The organism is Arachnia propionica (genome assembly GCF_037055325.1).
GTDB lineage: Bacteria > Actinomycetota > Actinomycetes > Propionibacteriales > Propionibacteriaceae > Arachnia.
Window position 1 is genome coordinate 2632953 of sequence record NZ_CP146373.1, and the last position, 20406, is coordinate 2653358.

At 59.2% G+C, this 20406-nt stretch carries 15 protein-coding genes; 4 read left to right on the forward strand and 11 right to left on the reverse strand.

Annotated features, from left to right (window positions below; translation table 11 throughout):
- Positions 1-24: 24 nt before the first annotated feature.
- From V7R84_RS12200 to V7R84_RS12235, 9 genes are all read right to left on the reverse strand, one after another.
- Positions 25-303 carry an acyl carrier protein gene (locus tag V7R84_RS12200; protein ID WP_338569410.1) on the reverse strand — a complete coding sequence of 93 codons (279 nt, stop codon included), beginning with the start codon at positions 301-303 and terminating at the stop codon, positions 25-27.
- A complete protein-coding gene (locus tag V7R84_RS12205; RefSeq protein WP_338569413.1) occupies positions 300-1787 on the reverse strand; it encodes an AMP-binding protein in 1488 nt (495 codons plus the stop codon). Before V7R84_RS12205 ends, V7R84_RS12200 begins: the two co-directional genes overlap by 4 nt.
- A 26-nt stretch (positions 1788-1813) precedes the next feature.
- Positions 1814-2410 (reverse strand): MaoC family dehydratase, encoded by a 597-nt coding sequence (locus V7R84_RS12210; protein WP_338569416.1) that lies wholly within the window; start codon positions 2408-2410, stop codon positions 1814-1816.
- A gap of 346 nt (positions 2411-2756) precedes the next feature.
- The gene (locus tag V7R84_RS12215) at positions 2757-4052 is read right to left on the reverse strand and encodes a beta-ketoacyl-[acyl-carrier-protein] synthase family protein (protein WP_338569419.1); all 1296 of its coding nucleotides are present in this window, start codon (positions 4050-4052) and stop codon (positions 2757-2759) included.
- Complete coding sequence (locus tag V7R84_RS12220; RefSeq protein WP_338569421.1) at positions 3982-5211, reverse strand: pyridoxal phosphate-dependent aminotransferase family protein; 1230 nt, start codon at positions 5209-5211, stop codon at positions 3982-3984. Before V7R84_RS12220 ends, V7R84_RS12215 begins: the two co-directional genes overlap by 71 nt.
- An 18-nt stretch (positions 5212-5229) precedes the next feature.
- Positions 5230-5907 (reverse strand): 4'-phosphopantetheinyl transferase family protein, encoded by a 678-nt coding sequence (locus V7R84_RS15505; RefSeq protein WP_412728060.1) that lies wholly within the window; start codon positions 5905-5907, stop codon positions 5230-5232.
- Between the two features lie 7 nt (positions 5908-5914).
- On the reverse strand, positions 5915-6688 hold the full coding sequence (locus V7R84_RS12225; protein WP_338569424.1) for an SDR family NAD(P)-dependent oxidoreductase: 774 nt from the start codon (positions 6686-6688) through the stop codon (positions 5915-5917).
- On the reverse strand, positions 6685-7704 hold the full coding sequence (locus V7R84_RS12230) for a ketoacyl-ACP synthase III (RefSeq protein ID WP_338569426.1): 1020 nt from the start codon (positions 7702-7704) through the stop codon (positions 6685-6687). Before V7R84_RS12230 ends, V7R84_RS12225 begins: the two co-directional genes overlap by 4 nt.
- A 10-nt stretch (positions 7705-7714) precedes the next feature.
- The gene (locus V7R84_RS12235; protein WP_338569428.1) at positions 7715-7951 is read right to left on the reverse strand and encodes a hypothetical protein; all 237 of its coding nucleotides are present in this window, start codon (positions 7949-7951) and stop codon (positions 7715-7717) included.
- Between the two features lie 22 nt (positions 7952-7973).
- Here V7R84_RS12235 and V7R84_RS12240 point away from each other — a divergent pair, with 22 nt between their 5' ends.
- From V7R84_RS12240 to V7R84_RS15510, 3 genes are all read left to right on the forward strand, one after another.
- On the forward strand, positions 7974-9776 hold the full coding sequence (locus V7R84_RS12240) for an NAD(P)/FAD-dependent oxidoreductase (protein WP_338569430.1): 1803 nt from the start codon (positions 7974-7976) through the stop codon (positions 9774-9776).
- Positions 9777-9841: 65 nt separating this feature from the next.
- Entirely contained in the window at positions 9842-11374 is a 1533-nt protein-coding gene (locus V7R84_RS12245) for an FAD-binding protein (RefSeq protein ID WP_338569431.1), read from the forward strand.
- On the forward strand, positions 11371-12732 hold the full coding sequence (locus V7R84_RS15510) for an alpha/beta fold hydrolase (protein ID WP_412728061.1): 1362 nt from the start codon (positions 11371-11373) through the stop codon (positions 12730-12732). Before V7R84_RS12245 ends, V7R84_RS15510 begins: the two co-directional genes overlap by 4 nt.
- 1194 nt (positions 12733-13926) lie before the next feature.
- Here V7R84_RS15510 and V7R84_RS12250 read toward each other — a convergent pair.
- Positions 13927-17181: a BTAD domain-containing putative transcriptional regulator gene (locus V7R84_RS12250; protein ID WP_338569433.1), complete on the reverse strand. Its 3255-nt coding sequence runs from the start codon at positions 17179-17181 to the stop codon at positions 13927-13929.
- 193 nt (positions 17182-17374) lie between these two features.
- Entirely contained in the window at positions 17375-18448 is a 1074-nt protein-coding gene (locus V7R84_RS12255; protein WP_338569435.1) for an AraC family transcriptional regulator, read from the reverse strand.
- A 238-nt stretch (positions 18449-18686) separates the two neighbouring features.
- Here V7R84_RS12255 and V7R84_RS12260 point away from each other — a divergent pair, with 238 nt between their 5' ends.
- A complete protein-coding gene (locus V7R84_RS12260; protein WP_338569437.1) occupies positions 18687-19553 on the forward strand; it encodes an NAD(P)H-binding protein in 867 nt (288 codons plus the stop codon).
- Positions 19554-20406: the final 853 nt, after the last annotated feature.

Below are 20406 nucleotides of genomic sequence, written 5' to 3' on the forward strand. Positions count from 1 at the left end.
CTGAGGCAGTCACAGTTATCAGACCTAATCACCTTGGCGAGAGGTCACGAACTCAGTGATTGCCTGGATGCTGGAGAAATTCTCAGGATCGAGGTCAGCATCACCCACCGTGATGGAGAACTGGTTTTCAATCCAAGCGATCAGCTTAAGCAGGCCCAAGCTGTCTACGATCCCAGAGTTCATCAGGTCCATGCCCATGGTAATTTCTTCAGCACGGCCTTCGGGATGGAACTCAGTGATCAAGTAGGTGCGAATTTCATCAGCGATTGTTTGCTCATTAATGATCATTTCATGCCCTTTCAAGGAAGGTTCTCCTGTGGGAGGACTTCATGGGTGATGTGAGGTTCATGGCGGTCAGCGAAGATGGCTCTACGGTCCAACTTTCCCGTGCCGGTCCTGGCCAGCGCATGGGTAGTGAAGGTGAACTGATCTGGAACCGCGGCCGCAGGCAATCGCAGGGCGCAGTGTTCCCTGAGAGTGCTGATGAGCGGTGGGCTCGGCGCGGCTCGCGCTACCACCACGACATGTTGCCCACCGCGGTCTCCCTGCTGGACTTGTGCGGCAGCCTCCACGATCTCAGGGTGTTCGGTTACGGTCTTTTCGATCTCGTCCAAGTTCACCGCGATACCACGGACTTTGGCCTGCCGGTCAGTGCGACCGGAGAGCCGGAAAGTTCCTTCCTGGGTGCGGACAACGAGATCCCCGGTGCGGAACCATTCCCGGGGGCCGGTACCAGTGCGGGGGTCCGGAAGAAATCTGTCGACGTCCCGAGAAGGATCGGTGTATCCAGCGGCGCCGAAAGGGGAGCGCACCCATAGTTCGCCGGCGCTCTCACCGTCTACGATTCCACCAGCCTCGTCTAGTACGAGCACCTCTACTCCCGGCAAAGGCTGTCCGATCGGCAGCGGGACGACATCGCTCGGATCCACAACATGCATAAAGGTGTCGTTGGATTCCGTGGAGCCGTAGATGTTTACGATCCGTGCCCGAGGAAAGAGCCGACGGACGGTGTGCAGGGTGGCTGCGTCCACCGTGTCCCCCGTTATGATGACGTGCTCTACGCTCACGCAGGGTTCAGAGACCTCAGACATTCCCGTGTAGAACAGAGGCACGGCCTGGATGACGTGCGCACCGTGTTTGCGTACCTGATTCAGCACCGAGGACCCCCGCAGAGATTCCAGCTGGGTTGGGACCACCACGGTGCCACCAAATGACAACGTGGCCCAGATGTCCAGCAAGGAGATGTCGAAACTGAACGGGGCCAGGGAGAGTGTCGTGCGGTTGGCACCCAGGCCGAACTCCTCAGCGGCCCAGTCCACAAACCGATCGACGCCCGAGGGTGTGAGACGCACACCCTTTGGTGTCCCAGTCGAACCGGACGTCGTGAGAATCATAAAGGTGTCCGTCAGGACGCGAACAGAAGCGCCGGCCTTCTCCTGTATGACCTCCGTACCATCCAGCCACGCTGCCACCCCTGCATCCTGGGCAACGGCATCACGTATCCCGGAAGGCAAAGTGCGAGAGAGCACCAAGGGCGGATGCCCGCCGAATAGACAAGCGAGGATACCGGTCAGGGTAGTGATGTCGCGGTCAGCGAGCACTGCCACAGGTTGCCCCGGCTGGACCAGCGTATGCAAGCGCATAGCCTCCAAGAGGTCGAGGGCCTGTTCGGTAAGCTGCCGATAGGTGACCGTACCCGCCCGGTGGTGGACGGCTATCGTATCCGGAGACTTCTCGGCTTGCTCCAAGATTCGACGGACAGTGGCGGACAGTCCGCAGAGTGTCACTTCTGTACGAAACGTTTCTCTGTGCGTCACGACCCAACCGCCAACATCACATGCCCGTTCTTCACGCTGGTTCCCAAAGGACCTGTCACTTTGAATGAAACCGCCCCTTGCCCCGGCGACCCCGTTATCTCGCACCGTGAAACCGCGTCCACGGGCGTCGCAGCGGAAAAGCGGGCGGCAAGTCGCGATACGCGCCTGATGTCGTTGTCGGCGAAGGCGTTCAACACGGTCTCGAACGACGCAGCGACAACTGCCATCCCATGAACGATCGCCCCCTCGAAACCTGCTGCCCGCCCGGCCTTGTCATCGAGATGGATGGGATTGTCATCCCCGGAGCACCGAGCGTATTCGACCACGTCAGCGTGGGTGAAACGCAGACTGCTGGTCTGCTGCATCCCCTCCCGTACTGGGTGTATGCGAGCAACGGCCGGAGTGTCCTGGTTGATCTCGACAGCGCTGATTTCTTCCGGGCTGACGCCACCCAGGCGGATCTGTGCCCGTAGAACCGCAGCCACCTCTGCATGTTCCGCGGTATCCAGTGTGCAAGTGACCATGACGTCAGCACCACCAACTGCCGCGCGGGCCATCGTGATATAGCTCGAACTGGTGTAGGCCGTGTCCACGCTGAGCTCTTGCCGCAACTCGATGTCCTGCGAAACATGGACCAAGCTTGTGTGTCCAGGAAAATGGTCCGTCACTAGAGCCTGCACGCATGGATGGGTAATGATGAAGGCGTCCACAGGACCGGGGCGGTTTAGCCCAGCCCCCCGCTCCGGGAGGCCGGCACATCGACGTACGAGCCGACGCAGCGTTGCGGTACGTTGCGCGTCTAGAACGGCCGTGTTTCGAAAGGGCAATTGTAAGGACTCAGATTCTGCGATGTTCACGGAATTCTCCTTGGCAGATCGTTTTCGGGCAATCATCATCGAGGCAAGCATTGGTTGTTGTGCGGCAGGGACGCGCTACCACTCAGACGACGACAAGGGCGGCATTGTGTCCCCCGAATCCGAACGAATTAGTAAGCGCTGGTCCGGGTCGGAGCTGACGGGAATCACCTGTCACCACGTCTACGGGACATTCGGGGTCTGTGAGCGAGTGGTTCGCCACTGGAGGGACAATGCCTTCAGACACCGAGCGCACCGTGACGATAACCTCTGCGGTTCCAGAAGCACCGAGCATGTGCCCGGTGACGCCTTTCAAGGCTGTCACGGGAGGACTATGGTTTGTGAACACCCGATGGATCACCTGTGCCTCCACTTTGTCGTTTAAAGGTGTGGAGGTGCCATGGGAATTCACATGGGAAATCTCATCCGACCCCACCCCTGCTTCTGCCAGTGCCTGTCGGATGGCCGCCTCAGCGCCAACACCGCCAGGATGTGGCTGGGTGAGATGGAACGCATCGGTGGTGGACCCGTAACCCAAGACCGTCCCCCAGATCCGGGCACCCCTTGCTACTGCGTCCTTCTCGCGTTCCAGGACCACGAAGGCCCCGCCTTCGCCCATAACGAATCCGTCCCGGTCCCGATCAAAGGGGCGTGACGCTCCGGACGGATCCTCACGTCGTGTGGACAAGGCGTTCAAAGCGGCGAAGGCAGCCATGGTGACCGGGGTCAGGGTGCTCTCGCAGCCGCCCGCCAGCACCACATCAACGCGGCCGGAACGCAGTAAGGTCATGCCATAACCAATGGCATCAAGACCACTCGCGCAGGTAGTTGCTACAGTATGAGCCGGCCCAGATATCCCCAAATGAATGGCAATCATTGCAGCTGCCGCATTCGGCATTGTCATGGTCGGCATAAGCGGACTAACGGCGGATGGGCCAGCAACTGCGTATTGAGCCGACTCCCGATCACTTGCAGCTCGCCCACCCACGGCATTCCCGACGACGACGGCGACCCGAGTCGGATCAGCTCCGCTCACACCAGAATCATGGTAGGCCTCCACACCGGCTGAAACCCCCAGCTGGGCGAACCTGTCCATCCGGCGAAAATTTTTGGCTGACATACCTTCGGGTACCTGGGGACTGACTGCGGGGCTACCGAAGGGAACGGAGTGTCCGGACGCCTGTAGATGAGGGATGATCTGAGTCGTTGGCTGGGCGCGGAGCGCACCCGCCCATAGGTCGGACGCCGTCGCACCGACGGGCGTCACAGCACCCATGCCAGTAATGGAGATGCGATGGGAATCTGCCATCTCAGAGGTCCTCAACGATTCCCTGACGTCGTGCAGCGGTCGTGAAGACTTCCGCGGCGGCGTTGATGTCATCCTGCGTGTGCATGGCCGTGATCGCGATACGCAGTCGTGCCAGGTTGGTTGGTACCGCCGGAGTCACCACAGGTAGTCCCACGACTCCGAGGTCTCGGCAGAGAGTGGCGAAGGCATACGCCTCAGCGTCGCTACCGATGATCAGTGGTACTACGGCCGTCTCACTATCGCCTGTACGCAGCCCAGACTCGGTCATGATCGTCCTAAAGCGGGTCGACTCGGTCTGGATGTGCTTCACGCGCCATGGCTCGGATTCAAGGATGCGCAAGGACTCCAGCGCCGCGCCGACCTGCGCCGCCGGAAGGGCTGCTGAGAAGAGGAAAGGACGTGCAGCGTAGCGCAGGTGATATACGAGTTCCTCGCTTCCCATCACCCAGCCGCCTACTGACGGAATACCCTTGGAGAGCGTACCCACTTTGATGTCGGCCCGAACAGAGTTGCCGAAGTGTTCTTCGATGCCTTTTCCGGTCTCACCTATCACTCCCAGCGCATGAGCTTCGTCCACCATCAGGAGAGCACCGTGCTGATCACATACTTCCCGCAGTTCAGGTAAAGGAGCGATATCCCCATCCATGGAGTAGACGCTGTCCACGATCACCAGGCGAATTCCGCCGGCGGGTGTGCTACTCAGCCGCGCGTCCAAATGGACAGGATCGTTGTGGCGGAACCTGACCGTGTTGGCGCCGCTGAGTTTGGCACCGTCCACCAAGCTGGCATGGGCGTACTTATCGAGCAGAATCGTGTCACCTTCTCCAGTCAGCGCGCCGATTACGCCCATGTTGACCGCGTACCCGGAGGTGAAAACAAGAGCATTCTCGCGGTTTCCCCAAGCGGCAATCCGTTGCTCGAGTTCCCTGTGAATGGGCATCGTACCGGCGAGGGCACGAACGCCGTGAGCGCCTGTGCCATAGGTCTCCGCCGCCTCCTTGGCAGCCGCGATCACCCGAGGATCACCGTTGAGACCGAGGTAGCTATAGCCGGACATCATGAGTAGTTCGCGATCGCCCAGTCTGACGAAGGGTCGGGAAGTACTGGGGGCGTAGGGCACGAAGCTGTTGTAGTCGTGCTCGGTAGGCTCCAAGCGACCGACGCGGCGAATCGTGGCGTCAATGCGGTCTTGCAGTAACTCGGCGGACGAGATCGGGGAGGTACTTTTCATGGAATCGGTCCCTCTAGTCTAAAAGCTGGATGATGATGTGGGGTGGTCACTCAGGGGTACGTGGACGGCGAAGGCAGCGATGAAACCGCGCCCCATGACCCACTTGCCACGGAAGAGCCGTGCTCCGGAGGTCCAGCCGGGGAGCCGGACACTGAACCTCCCCCCTCTCAGCAGATGCGCTTCCCCGTCTGTCATGGGTAGCCACTGCTGATTGATTCGATACGAAGCTTTGTAGGCCGCCTCCTTGACGCAGAAATAGACGACTGGCCATGGGATGTTCGGCTCTCTGCACCGAAGCCGTTGCAGCCCCTGCTGCTCACGGTCGGTAGTGAAGGGGAGGCGCTCCCCATCAAGGTGACGAGCCGTCTCCACATCGATCCCAAAGTCGGCCGTGGTCGATCGGGCAACAGCTGCGCCTGCATAATTGCGGGTGTGGGTCAGACTCCCTTGGTATCCCATAGGAAACAGCGGGATACCGCCGGCACCCCGACCGATCACGGTCTCCTTCACTCCCCAGCGAGCAAGAGCTCGGCGCGCCTGATCACGGGCCACCAACGACTGCAACCTCTGGGGACCCTGGCTTTGCCCCACTAAATGCTGCTCGGCGGGCAGGCCAGCGATATCAGGAAAGGGGCCGTAGTGCTCTGCTACTTGGACCCAAGGTGGAACCACGGAAGCGAGGAGTTTGGTTGTCATGTCGGTCTTACACCACCGTCACTCCACCATCGACGCTGATGACCTGACCGGTCATGTAGTCCACTTCTAAGAAGACCCCGATGGCGCGTGCAATTTCTTCAGCAGTGCCGAAGCGCTGCATGGGGCACTTACTTCGAATGGCCTCTTTAGCACTGTCCTGGAGGTTCTCCGTCATCCCTGTAATCATGAATCCGGGTGAGAGCGCGTTCACTGTGACACCCCGTTTGGCGCACTCCGCGGCCAACGTTCGGGTGAGCCCCATAACCCCGGCCTTCGATGCGGAATAGGCGGTCTGACCGCTGGTGGCAATAAACCCGGATGGTGACACGATATTCACGATCCGTCCCCAGCGACGTGCAAGCATCCCCGGAACGACTGCCCGCGACATGTGGAACGTGCCAATCAGATTTGTCTGGATCACTCGGGCCCAGTCGGCGGGATCCTGCATGGCCATCAGAGCATCTAGCCGGATTCCGCTGTTGTTGACCAGAACGTCCACCGGACCAAGCGTCTGCTCCACCTGCGCAACCAGGGCCGTTGCCTGATCCCACTCTGCGATGTCACCGCCCACGACGCTGGAAGGATGATTCAGCATGGCGGCAGTCTCGTTGGCGGCGTCGAGAGAAGAGTTGTAATGAACTGCAACTGAGCAGCCACGCCGATCCAGTTCTACGGCCAAGGCGCGTCCGAAACCACCTGAGGCACCCGTCACAAGTGCGATTGGGACATCTGGGCGATGTCCGCGGCGCCGAGGCGCGTTACTGTCTCTGCTAGTGCTCATGCCATGGCCGTTTCTTGCTGGCCAGCTTCCTTCGCGCCGGCATCAACGGATCCACCCCATCGAAGCAACATGGACCCCCAAGTCATTCCGGCACCGAAACCAGCAAGCAGTACGAGGTCTCCTTCATGAATGCGTCCTTCTGTCAGCGCTTCAGTGAGAGCAATGGGGATGGAAGCTGCAGCCGTGTTTCCGTAGCGCTCCAGGTTTGTGAAGACTTTCGAGCGATCCAATCCTGAATGTGTGGCGATAGAATTCACGATCCGGATATTGGCCTGGTGGGGGATCATCAGGTCAACATCGGAGACGTCCACTCCGGCCTGAGCGAGCGTCTTGCGAAGGGTCGCCACGGTCAGACGTACAGCATTGAGATAGATCTCGTTGCCGTTGATCTTGGCATAGTGCAGTCCCTTTTCTACTGTTTCGACGCTGGCCGGTAGGCGACTTCCTCCGGCTTCCACCTTGAGGCTCCCGGTCCAGCGCCCTTCAGCGCCGAGATCCCAGCCCAGTATCCATTCGGAATCGTTTGGTTCGAGCAGCAGCGCACCCGCACCGTCCCCCACAAGAATTCCGAGGTCCCGATCATTCGGATCTGCTGTCAACGAATGCGTGTCGGAGCCGATCACCAGTATCGGACGCGGGTCAATTCGAATGAGGGCTGCCGCGGTCACGAGAGCGTACATGAAACCAGCGCACTCAGCGTTTACGTCGTGAGCGCTACCCCTGATCCCCAACTCGTGTTGGACAAAAGCTGACGTAGCCGGGGAGGGCTGCTCGGGAGTGGCCGTTGCTACGAAGAGGTGTGCGACCTCCTCGGGCGCGCAGCCCGCACGCTCCAGCGCTCGGCGTCCAGCTTCCACCGCAAGCGAAGCGGTGGTCTGCCCCGGGCTAACCCAACGGCGTTCACGGATACCGCAGCGGCTCGTGATCCACTCCTCGTCCAGCCCGAATCCGGCGGCCAGCTCTGCACTGTGTATGGTGCGCTCAGGGACACTCATACCCCAGCCAGTGATGGACATGCTCGGCACGTCAGGCCACCACACTTACGAGGCGGGTATGGAAAGTACGCAGAGTGGCCCGACCGTCCTCGTTCTCGAAAACTGCAGCATCCACGCCGCTGCCCGGGTTTTCAGTTTGGAACTTGTACAGCCACTCCATGAGATCCATCGAGTCCACGTCTGACACTTCGGCCAATGGGGTGTCCGGATCGATCGCCGAAGCACCGGAGACCTCTTCCAGTTGACGGGCGAAGTCTTCAAGGGTCAAATTCATTCTTCTTTTCTCCAATATGGGCGTCGGATTCGATGGCTGCCTGCCGTTTCATGCAGAGTGCGTAACCGGCAGCACGGGCAATAGTAAACAAGCAGGGCGCAACAGCGCTGCAAAGTCAATCGATCAACTTGATTCGGGGAATTCTAGTGCGCGTTGCGCCTGCGTTGCGATGGTCCAGAAGAGTTGCAGCCGAAATCACTCAAGTCACGCCTCCTTACCCCAGGTCACGCAGGAGAAATTCATGTCAAACGGCAGCGCCAAGATGCAGGATTCTGCAGCACAGTCGAGGGGACACTCGACCCCCCAGCCCTCTGCAACCAGGATCGTCATCGTGGGGGCCGGATTCTCCGGCATCGCGGTTGGAATCCGGCTCCTTCGGTCCGGCCGGACGGACTTTGTCATCCTTGAGCGCGCTGACGAAGTGGGCGGCACTTGGCGGGACAACTCCTACCCTGGAGCCGGCTGCGACATTCCCTCACTTCTGTACTCTTTCTCTTTCGCGCAGAATCCTGGGTGGTCGAACACTTTTGGATCCCAGGACGAGATCTTGGACTACTTAAAGAGCACTGTGGATCGCTTCGGACTGCGGGAACATATCCGCTTTAAAGAGGAGCTGAAGGATGCATCTTGGGACGACGAGACTCGCACTTGGACTATCGCCACGGACAGGGGGAAGCTGATCGCAGATATTCTAGTGCTGGCAACGGGATACCTCAGCGATCCCCAGCTGCCTGATGTCGCGGGAATCGAGGACTTCGGCGGGCCGATGTTCCACACGGCGCAGTGGGACCACGAGGTGCAGCTCGAAGGACGCGATGTGGCTGTGGTGGGCACTGGGGCTTCGGCCATCCAGCTGGTTCCTGCTATTGCTGGAGAAGTCGGCCATCTCACCCTCTACCAACGCACCCCGGCTTGGGTGAATGCAAAACCGGACACTCCAGTCACCGGACGTGAGCAACGTCGCCGTGCTGGCATCCCCGGCTATCAGCGATTCCAGCGCAACATCAACAAATATGGACGTGAGATAATCGCACTGCTGATGTCCAAGCCCAAACTCATTCAGAAGACGCTCCAGCCGCAGATCGAATCCTATCTGGCTGATCAGATCCCAGACGAGGACCTCCGACGCGATCTGACACCTGACTACGTAGTTGGATGCAAGCGGATCCTCTTCTCGAATGAGTACTATCCAGCCCTGCGCCGGGACAACGTGGAGGTGGTACCACACGCGGTAGACACCTTCCGACCCGGTATCGCTGTTGCGGGGGGAGTTGAGCGAAAGCATGACGTGGTTATCTTCGCTACGGGCTTCAGTGCAGTGGACCGAGCAGCAGCCCACCTGATCCGATCGCGTGGTAAGACCCTCTCTTCCGTATGGGCCCACTCCATGAGCGCCTATGTAGGAAGCACAGTGGCAGGATTTCCGAATCTGATCACCATGCTTGGCCCGAACACCGCATTGGGACACCACTCACAGACCGTCATGTTGGAGGCGCAGGCCGACTATCTGGTCGCCATGCTCGAATACATGGAGAAGAACGACTTGGACAGCGTTGAGGTACGTGAGGACAGTCAACGGGAGTACAACAAGTGGCTTGACATGAAGTTGGACGGAACGGTCTGGCAGACCGGCGGCTGTACCAGTTGGTACCAGGACGCCAGTGGCCACAATCCCATCACATACCCCACCTATACCTGGACCTTCCGACGCCACCTCCGACGCTTCCGTCCCGAGCACTACCGGGCAACCACCCCTGAGATCGGGGCACGCGGCATTGATGTTCCAAGACTGCTCACCGTCGCTGCAGAGGATCGCTAAGCCACACCCGGATACCGAAAAACCCACTATTTCCCCACCAGCACTGCCCATAGTAAGGATTCCCCGTGAGCCGAATTACTGACGCCCCCTCCAACTTGCCCCAAATCTCTCGACGTCTTCTTTTCCGCACAGCCGCCACTACGGTGGTCGGCTATTCATTGACAAATGGCTGGATATCGGAGGCCGAGGCCGATGATTCCGAGACGTCGGAGGCCGAGGCAGAGCGTCTATTTCGGCGACTTCCTCGCCTGCAGGGAACTGTTACCCGAGAGGCTGCCGGTTTTATCACCGATTTCGGTCGTGAGATCAGCGCCCAGCCAATAGCTGTGCTGCACCCCGAGGGTACTGAGGATATCGTCGCTATGTCCCGTTTCTGCACGCTTCACGGCATCCCTATGGCGATGAACGGTCAGTCTGGTGAGACCGACAAGCATGAGTCGCACTCCAACTACGGGCAGGCGCTCACCAAGGGAGGCCTTCAAATCAACGCCCGCAAACTCGCCGAAGTCCGCAAGCTGACCGAGGGCACGGCCGTCGTGGGAGCCGGTACCACATGGGCTGAGCTCGTCGAAGCAGCACTGGATACCGGACAGACGGTTGCCACCCTTCCTGACTATCTCAACCTCTCCATCGGAGGAACTGTTTCCGTGGGCGGCGTGGGAGGCAACGTCCAGCGGTTCGGGCTCTGTTCTGACCTGGTGCAGGAAATCGAGATCGTCGCACCGACAGGAATTGTATACAGGGCCAGTCGTCAGCAGAACGCATCACTGTTTAAGGCGGCTCTCGGCGGGGCTGGCCAATATGGTGTCATCACAGAGGTAACGCTGAACCTTGTTCCGGCGCAGGAGATGGCCACAATCATCAGCCTGTATTATTCGTCGTCAGCGGACTACCTACGTGATCAGCGCACGCTTCTTAAAGTAAAAGACCTGCAGCATCACACAGGAGAGTTCATCCGTGTGGAAGATGACACGGAATGGAACTTCAAAATCGACTTGGGCGTCTATCATCCATCGGGGCAGCCTCGCGACCTAGAGGACATACTTTCCGAGCTGAGCGACGACCGTGACCGACGAACCACAGTTACCATGCCATATCACGACTGGGCATTCCGTGTCACGCCTACCATGCAGTCTCTCTCCGAGTCCGGACATCTAGAGATGAAGAAACCATGGGCCAGTTTCCTGATCCCCGGCGACCGGGTGCAAGAGTTCGTGGACTGGGTCTCGCCGCAGATGTCTCAGCAGGATCTCGGTGCCGGTTTGTGTCTTCTCTCCCCGCTGACTCCTGAATCAATCGCCACGGAGATGTTCATGGTGCCGAGCTCCTCAGACGGTCTGGCGTTTTTCTTTGACCTGTTGGCTTTCCCAGACCCTGACACGCCCGACGTGGATGGGATGTTCGAGCGGAACCGACGCTTCTACGACAAAGTAACCAGCTTGGGAGGTAAGCGCTATATCATCGGTGCCATACCTGGGATGACGAAGTCAGACTGGGTCAATCACTATGGGTCATCACGGTACAGTTGGCTCTCCGTGTTCAAACGGATCTACGATCCACGCGGCGTGCTTACGCCTGGGCAGAGGATCTTCTCATGAGTCAGCTAATCGAGATCACAGACTCGGTCCGACTCCCAGCCGACCGTGAGGTGGTATGGGATTTGCTGACGGCAGAACTGGCCGGGGCTGGCGCTTGGTGGAACCGGACCAACACCTTTGCCGCAGACAGAGATCCGGGGACACTGGGCAGCAGAATCCGCTGGACGATTGCGCCGAACGGGATCAACAAGCCCGGACCACGGTTCCGATTCACATCAGTCACCGTTGAAGCAGTTCGTCCATCTCGGCTGGAACTATCCTTTCGGGGTGATTTTGAGGGCAAGAGTGTATTCCGACTGGAAGACGTAGAGGAAGACACTCGCCTGTCCTTGGAATTTAGTGCAGAATGCCGCGGATGGGCCGGTGTGTTCTCTCGGCTGGTTGACATGTCCGCTAGTCGTTCCCGGAGCACTCGGGACGCTTTCAGACGACTTCGCGAGCTGTTTTTGCAAGTTCCTGATCAAGGAACAACCTCCCCAGAATTCCGACTGTGCGGCACCACCTCTGCTGCGCGTACGGCGATGGACCTGCGCACCGCGTACGGCGATGTCTTGCGCATGTGGCACTGGCAGCCGGTCGATGAACCTCCCGCCAGAGCCACGGCGGTCCTGACACATGGTTGGGGATCATCTTCACGAGCGTTCGACAGCACGGTGGAGAAGCTCCTGCTGCAAGGGATGGACGTGGTTACTCTCGACTGGCCGGGCCATGGCGCCAGTGTCCTTCATCCGACAGGGCAACTGAGTCTGGAACGCTTGGCAGCCGGCCTCTGCGGGGTGCTTGACCTCATTGAGGTGAGGCCCGTCATTCTAGTAGGACACTCGGGCGCGGCTCTCGTCGGGACACTCGCTGCGGCGCAGGCCTCCACAATCGATGGCTTCGTGTTCCTTTCCGCTGCACTCCAGGACCCGGGAGCCACCGCCGCAATGCTCAGGGTCCAAGGAGGTCGGCTACTCGACATCGTCCTGAGCAGCCCAGTGCTCTCCGAAATAGTGCTTTCGCGGATCTTGGGCCCATCCCTGCCGACTGCCACTCGTGCTCTCACAGCCGCTCGTCTACGAGCCGTTGCGCCTGCTGTGCGTCGGTCATACTTCGAAGCAAGTCGTAATGTGGACCTTACAGATTTCGGACGCCGGGTCAGTGTACCTACTTTGGTGATGACCGGGTCGGAGGACATGATGTTCCCGATTCATTCGGCCCGTACCACAGCACTCACCTTTCCACATGGACGCTTCAGGTTGCTGACGGGGCGTGGACATGCACTTCCCGAGGAGGCACCGGACGAGATTGCGCGCGCGGTGCTGGAGTTGGCTCCCAGGGTCGGGGATGGAACGTTCGGGAGCTTCCTACACCAGTAGGCAATGAACTTGAGTGTCTGCCACATGTCACTTCCGTGCTCATCAGGATTACATGATTCCGGGGGAGCGAACTTTTGAGTTTTCTGGATTCAGTTGTTACGAAGGACAGTGGGCCGTGATGAGGTGTGCACGGGAGAACGGGCTCAAGCCATATGAGCCGGAGAGCAGGGGCAATCGCTTCGCAGCGCCTCGGAAGGCACAACCGGCAGAGGAGCGCGTCTTCCCACAGCCCTCGGGCCCACACCTCACGCTCCATCCGGGAGACGACCGGCCAGGCACCGTCCTCTTCTCTGCTTTCCGAGACTGGGGGGGTCTGCGCAGAGCAGAGTGCGGTAGGTGGTCGTTCCCGTCCTATTTCGCGGCCTTGGCCGCCGTATTGGCGGCTTGGCGGAAAGAAGCCATGGGGTGGCTGTTTCTCCACAGTCAGTCTGACGCAACAGCAGATTGCAAGATTCTGACGCATCCAGTCGCGAACGACGACACTCGGCGGCTTCAGTTACACATGGACGAGGCATCAGCGCTGGTCATCTGGCCCCTTCTACCCCGCGAGTGGGAAATCGTACGGATCGAGGCACCAGAGTGGTGGGCGGGGAGATGGGTATACCGACTTGTCTGCAGCACTTCGGACGACGAGCGGTCCGTTGAGCTGCGACCTACTTGGGCGCTATGGGACACCTACAACACCAAGAGTCGCTTCATTGCACCTTCAGGTAGCACTGTCGGCGATGTCACCGCAATTACTGGACCTGGAGTCGATCTGGAATTAGCGATGTCGGACACCGCATTGAAATGGCACGCCGAGGGTCGAATCGTAGGCAAGACTCACTTGGACGTTGGCCGTGTGCCTTTATCCGCGTTCGATCTTCAGCCATTCGGCACGAGCAGGAGACATCGTTACTTGGGCGCGAAAGAGGCCGGCTTTAGTCATCGGAACGTCGGGCGCTCACCAGCTTTTGGTTCGTCCCGGCAACGGCCCCAAACTGCTCTTTCAGGCCCTCTGAAAGAGGCCTGTACTTGGTCTGACCTGAACGGGTGGCTTCGCACTCTGGATCCTGAGACGGAGGTCGGCATCATTCTGACCTGTGACAGGGTGCTCGAACCGGAGGAGCATGCCGAGGTCCTGAGACTACTGGCAGCATATCCTGGTCGAATATTGATCTTGGTTGCTTGTCGACAAGAAGAAATTACAGGGATTCAAGCCATGCGATGGTGACTCGTAGGTGTGGACTCAAGCAGTTGGCATTGCTTTACGCATAGGCGAGCCGCCTCTCTACGCAGCTCGCGGGCAGCTGCTGCTGCACCGGGTGCAGATCGATACGCTAAAAGTTTTGCCGTCTCACGCATTGCATGACCCACCCAAAGAGGCTGCCTCATCTGGAATGCTGCCGAACTTGCAAAATTCAGATAGTCGGCAGCCTCCTCCAGGCGACCTAGACGAAGAGAGAGTCGGCCGAGGTGGTAGGACACCGGTCCCCAAGAAGTGCGGTACCCCTCCCCGCAACCCAGAGCCGCGTAAGGCATGAGCTTATCAATAAGCATGTCCATAGAGTCGGGGTCCTCCGCCTCACTAGAAGCCACCGCCAGGGCACCCAAGTCGTGGAACCCAGCGTCGGATACACTGTCAGGCAAAGATGCCACCAAGAACCGGAACTGTTCACGGCCGTCAGACAAACGTCCTTGAAGCTGGTGAACCAGTGCACTTTCGGCTGCCGAGTACTGGATTTTAATATTGAGAACCAGCGAATGCGTGAATAAACCGCGATCGCCTAGGGCCCAAAGGGCCACAAGACCCTGCCGCAGACAATATCGCTGGTCTAATGGCGGTCTCCATTCACCTTGACAGAAGATGCGCACAGTATCGTACTCACTTTGGATAGCACGGACCTCTGGTAACGTTTCTGCTGTGGATCGGAGTCGTTCTTCGAAACGCTGAACTATCTCATGGTCATTTAGAATGGCGCCAGCAGACAACCCGTGTCGCAGGGCCAATTCTATTGCATCTGAGAAACCGGAGTGCGCGGCAACAACCCACAGGTCCTCGGCGATGACTGCGCGATGCAATGCATTCAGCGGGTTGGTGGACATCAGCTGCAACCGCTCACTAAGTGCGTGGAGCGCCGCTTCCAGGGCTTGCTTTGGCACCTCCAAGCTCTTGTGGCGCAGGACCGATGCCGTAAAACGTGCTGCTTGGAGACAACCCGCGTCTTCCTCATGCCCACGCCACGAGTGCGAGATGACGTCCAGGATGGGTCCCGGAGAGGGGAAATCAGCCGGGTGCTGTTGGAAGCACTCTTCGATCACCTGGACAGATTCCATGGCACGCGGGAGATCGTTCGTACGAATCGCCGCTCCTGCTGTGTCTAGCAGGAGATCGCGCGCCGCAGCGGTGTCCAACGGGACCAGCGCTCGTGCCAATTTTAGACGGAGACTCAGGGCGGTTGCCTCATCGAAGTTGGGCAACAAGCCAACTACTGAGTGACAAAGTTCCTCGACCTCGAGTCGGTCCCCCGCCGCAATGGCCTCCTTGAGGCATTCGAGAATGGACTGGGGACACATCTTGGGGCAGTTCTGCAAATGTGCAACTGACATCCCCTTCAGGATCTTTCGGGCATAGAGTCTAGGAGTCCCGACGTCATCGTGGAACACCGCCCGAGTCAGCTTCCGCGCGATACGTTCCGCCGTAGTCGGGGAGACCGAAGCCAGGATCGCCTCGCCGTACACCCCGTGAGAGAAACGGACAGCCTGCGTGTCAGGGAGAGCATCGGGCAGTGGTACGTCCGTCAGCAAGTGGAGCCGCTTGAGTGTGGCCAAGGAGCTCAGCACCGCCGGCATTTGGATGGATAGGACTGCGGCGAGAACCGATGACTCCACTATCGGACCACACAAGGCAGTCGCCTCCAGAACAGCCAAGTCATCAGACCCCAGTGTCCTGGTCCGGTATCGGAGATGCGCATGGGCGACCGAATCAACGTCGCCCTCGTCTGGGCTGGTAGATATCAATGATGCCAGCAGAGGATTACCACCGGACAGCTCGTAGATCCTATTGACCTGTCCAGGCAATAGGTCTGGCTGTCCCAAGTCCGCCAAGAATTTTTGAATCTCATCCGGCCGCAGCCGGCGAAGCGTCACAGTCCTGCTCCATGGAGCTGCTTGCGGGAGAAGGGAATGCGGGGGGTCAGCATCAAGGAAGTCCTCGATTCCTTCCGTGGAGACCACCATGAGGCGATGCGGCCAACGTTGGGATGCCATGAGTGCGGTGAGTGTCCGCCGTGTGATCTCATCACTGCGATCCAGGTCATCTATCAGTAAGAGCACCGGTTCTTCGACGCCCACGTTCTGCAGATATCGGACCAAGTCCGCCACAGTCTCATTTCGGCTCACAGATCTAGATTCCAGGCACTGACTGGATAATCGATGATATGAGGCTAAGGCATGAGCGAGCACCGATCGGTCCTCCAGAACTTCCCATGCATTGCAGACAATCACATGCTCTGCCTGCGCACCGAACTCACGTAGGAGTGCCTGGATGAACGTAGATTTTCCAGAGCCTGGTTCGCCACGCACCCGTAGGTGCCCGCCGCGGCCTCGGACCGTATCCTGCCAACAGCGCCTAGCCTGATTGAGCTGATCCGTTACGCCATACTGCATGACCGCGGCCCGGGACTGTCGGCGCGGGTTTTTCGGTGCCCCTGTGCGGGTGCCGAGTGCCGAGAGGTAGATGTGCTGGGTCTCATCCTCGGGGGCTATGCCCAACTCATCGTTCAGATGATCCCGGAAACGGATGTACTCATCAATGGCTCGAGCTCTGTTCCCCGCCGCAATCAGAGCGCGCAGCCGGAGGCGCATCGAGCGATCTGACAGCGAATCCGCTGCCACCGCCATGGACGAGAACTCCAAGGCCATGGAGTCGTGCCCAGTTTCCAGCGTGTATTGCGCAGCTAGCTGTGCCAACTCGAGATGCGCGGTCTGGAGTTTGTGACGAACGAGATTGACCCATTCACCATCGACATCAGGCAGGAAGGGTTTGCCCAGTACTTCCAAAGCGCGGACCATCGGGGAAGCGCCGTCCCCGAAGGACAAGAGAGAATTCAGCTGCCCGAGGTCTTTGGAGAGTGCATCGGCTTGGCACTGAACGTACTTTAGAAGATTCAGCGCTTCCTCGACGTCCACCGCAACAGAACGGTCCAGGACCAGCCGGTACAACTCACCGTTGAATTTCAATGAAGTTCTACTGTGTAGCGTATTCAAGCTCCTACGGGCCTTCGAGATGAGACCGCGCAACGCGGATGCCCATGTGTTCGGCCAGTCATCGCCCCATATTGTTGTCGCCAACTGCCCGGGCGTGAGCCCCCCGCGCTCGCGTTCCAGGACGAGGCGCGCCGTCAGCACTTGGACTCGCCGACCCGCCAGCGGTGAGCTAACAGGCGTCCCGTCGATGTTGTCCGTCACCTGTGGCGTCCCACAGAGGGTTATCAAGGAGCGGCGCACTCCCCTTGTGTTCTCCATACGTTCTGATCTCCTCGTTCTTCACACGTTTCGCCCCGTGCCTACCTAGCAGTAGACCCGATCTCCTGTCACATCCATCATGTCTATTGATCCTGCTTCAGGTGATATGGCCGCAATAGTGATTTTGATGACACTTTCAGCGCCCCGACCCGAGGCGAAGTGATGTGGACCTGTCATCGGCGCTGATCCCGGTGACCCCAACCGCCCCACCCGCGAACGAGCGTCGCCATGCGCTTGGAGGCGACCCCACAGTGCGTGTAAAAGCTCTGCTGAATGAGGCCTCCGAGCCGTACCCGACCTGTCGTGCGGTCTCGGCCACGCTCAGGTCCGATCGACTCAAAAGAAGACGAGCCTTGTCCATACGCCAACGTGTCAGGTAGGCGATGGGTGTCTCTCCCACGAGCTGGGAGAACCGAGCACTAAAAAGAGACCGGGAACTTGCTGCCACTCTGGCCAGGCTGGCGACATCCCAAGGGTGTCCTGGGTTGGAGTGTATGGCCAGGAGCGCAGGGCCGATCCGCTCGTCGTTAACCGCTGCAAACCAGCCCACGCGTGCAGAGTGAGTTTCGGCCAACCATGAGCGGATGGCCTGGACCACGATGATGTCTGCGAGCCGAGAGGCAACCACGTCGCCACCCACCTGCTGCGTGGCGAGCTCAGTACCCATGAGCCGGATGGATTCTAGGATCTGTGAATGAGAAACTACAGAATCTCGGGTGAGGACGAGCAAGGGAGGCAGCTGACGCGCCAGCTGCCGGGCTGCCGGCTCCTCGAACCCCACGATCCCGCAAGCAACCCGAGTGGATTCCCCACCCTCGCCGTGCTTTAGAAGCGAGTAACTCGGACCTAAATACTCCTGGGGAAGAAGATCCACCCGGTGGGGCACCATGGTCAAGGTGTCCTCCTCCAGCAGGTCATGGCTGTGCATGATGTGGCCCGTGCCGTGTGGCACCAGCGCAAGATCACCAGGGCGCAAATACTCCGGATCCAGGCCGTCTACCCGGAGCACACAGTGTCCTTCCGTAACAACATGGAAGCTGATGGTCTCTTCCGATGCCGGCATCTCCAACGCCCAAGGTGCGCTCAGCTCGGTCTGGCAGTAGAAATCACCCCGCAGCCGCATTCTATGTAGGATCTCGTCGAGTCTGGATGAGGGTGCGTAGGCAGTGCGCTGGCCTTCACCGGCCAAGGGGTGTGTGGTGGAGGTCATATGACCATGCTGTCACTTATCGGTCGAAAATCCATGAACTATAGACGATTGATCAAGGATTCTGGAGGAATGAACATTCAGAAACCCGCCGAACCCCCTACTGTTGAATGTAGTCGCTTGCAATGGCAAGCATCATCATGATCGATACCGAGCAGCCAGGCTGCATCACAGGTGACATTCCTACCTACAGCAGCACACCTTGCTCGAGAAGATCAGCTATACAGAATCAGGAGTCACCATGTACGTCATCTCTGGAGCCACCGGTCGTATCGGCTCAGCCATTGCCGACCGCCTACTCAGATCCGGCCACCCCGTCCGCGCTATCGTTCGCCGTCCAGATGCAGCCACCGACTGGACCTCCCGAGGGGCCGAGGCGGCTGTCTTGGATCTGCGTGACAGCCAGAAGCTCACCGAGGCTCTGAACGGTGCAAAGGCCTTCTTCGCCATGATGCCCTTCGATCTTTCCGTACCGGACTTGGATCAGTACGCCACAGAGGTGGCGAATTCAGTTTCCAACGCGGTCAAAGACTCTGGCGTTCGCCATACCGTGATGCTTTCCTCCGGTGGTGCCGACCTAACCGAAGGCACCGGCCCGATCCTGGGTCTGCACCACATGGAGCAAGCCCTCGCGCAGACGGGCACTATCCTGACTGCATTGCGCCCGGGGCATTTCCAGGAGAAGTTCGGGGATGTCCTCGGAGCTGTCCTGCACGAGGGGATATTCCCGGTATTCGCCTCAAGCGCAGACACGCCCCTGCCCATGGTGGCAACCCGCGACATTGCGGAGGTCGCGGTCCAGGAACTGCTGGCAGATGCGCAGTCCAGCGAGGCTGTAGACATCGTGGGTCCGGAGTACACGGAGCGCCAGGTTGCCAAGTCGCTGAGTAACGCCCTGGGCAAGTCACTTGAGGTTGTGACGATTCCCGAGCCTGGCTGGATGGACGCCTTGCTGAAGGCTGGCTTCGCACCACACATCGCGGAGAGCCTGATAGATCTGTACCGGGCGGACGAACAGAAGCGTCTGGGGCCACGCGGCAATCGAAGCATTCGCGTGACCACAGATATCGACAGCACGGTCCAGCACGTGCTCGCGCAGGAGGCCTGACCCTCGCCTCCATGTCGGCAGGCAGCTTCCCTATAACGGGGAATCGGTCGGATAGCGAACATCTCTCGTGATGAAACCGTGCAAGATCCTTCGAATCAAGTGACGAGGATTTGACTCGAGCCCCTGATGTCCAAGGCCTCACAAGTTCTCGCCGGAAGGTCTCCATAGGGATAGGGACTGAAGGAAGGTTTTAGAGACGGGACAGTGCGGAGAACCGGGATGTCGGCGACTCTGCGGGAGTTATGGATCGAGTGATGATGGGCCCTGGGGCTATCTCGGCGAGAGATCACAAGGCCCTTACCACGATCCCCCGCAAGGATGGGATGGGCGTCAACGATCTGTTAAGTCCAAGGCTCACCACCACGGTGCTGGGCCTTGGACTTACTCATCCGGGTGTGGTGATGGGCATGGCCTCATCCGGGCAAGGCAGCGAGATGGTCGGCGTCCGAGGGTCATAGAACTTCTTGAACGCCCAACCCCCGGCAAGCCCGCGGTGAATTCGTTCCCTCTTACTGCTGGTCAGCGGCGTCTGTGCTTGTGAGTGTTTCTGATTTCGGTACAGGTGTCACGTTAGGGGTGGGCGCGGTAGTGATCGTCGTTGTCAGTCAGGAACTGGATGGTGTTTCCTCGTTCATGGAACCAGGCAACAGCATTGCGTAAGACCTCAGCAATCATTTCCTTAGGTCTTGTCCTCCTGGGCTTCGACGTGGGCGAGATGGGGAGTGGCCGTCGAGCACGGTGTGTAGGGCAAAAGGTCCTGATCAAGGGGCGGTGGTGGGTGTTCATGGCGACCCTAGTCCAGGCCGGGGCCAACGTTTGGCGCTTGAATCTTTGTTGGCCTCTACATGGTGCC

What these genes read in the sequence shown, in the direction of transcription:
- V7R84_RS12215 (WP_338569419.1), bottom strand. Translation starts at nt 4,052, where the DNA reads ATGACATCAACGCCGCCGCGGAAGTCTTCACGACCGCTGCACGACGTC.
- V7R84_RS12220 (WP_338569421.1), bottom strand. Translation starts at nt 5,211, where the DNA reads ATGAAAAGTACCTCCCCGATCTCGTCCGCCGAGTTACTGCAAGACCGC.
- V7R84_RS15505 (WP_412728060.1), bottom strand. Translation starts at nt 5,907, where the DNA reads ATGACAACCAAACTCCTCGCTTCCGTGGTTCCACCTTGGGTCCAAGTA.
- V7R84_RS12225 (WP_338569424.1), bottom strand. Translation starts at nt 6,688, where the DNA reads ATGAGCACTAGCAGAGACAGTAACGCGCCTCGGCGCCGCGGACATCGC.
- V7R84_RS12230 (WP_338569426.1), bottom strand. Translation starts at nt 7,704, where the DNA reads ATGTCCATCACTGGCTGGGGTATGAGTGTCCCTGAGCGCACCATACAC.
- V7R84_RS12240 (WP_338569430.1), top strand. Translation starts at nt 7,974, where the DNA reads ATGGGCGTCGGATTCGATGGCTGCCTGCCGTTTCATGCAGAGTGCGTA.
- V7R84_RS15510 (WP_412728061.1), top strand. Translation starts at nt 11,371, where the DNA reads ATGAGTCAGCTAATCGAGATCACAGACTCGGTCCGACTCCCAGCCGAC.
- V7R84_RS12255 (WP_338569435.1), bottom strand. Translation starts at nt 18,448, where the DNA reads ATGACCTCCACCACACACCCCTTGGCCGGTGAAGGCCAGCGCACTGCC.
- V7R84_RS12260 (WP_338569437.1), top strand. Translation starts at nt 18,687, where the DNA reads ATGTACGTCATCTCTGGAGCCACCGGTCGTATCGGCTCAGCCATTGCC.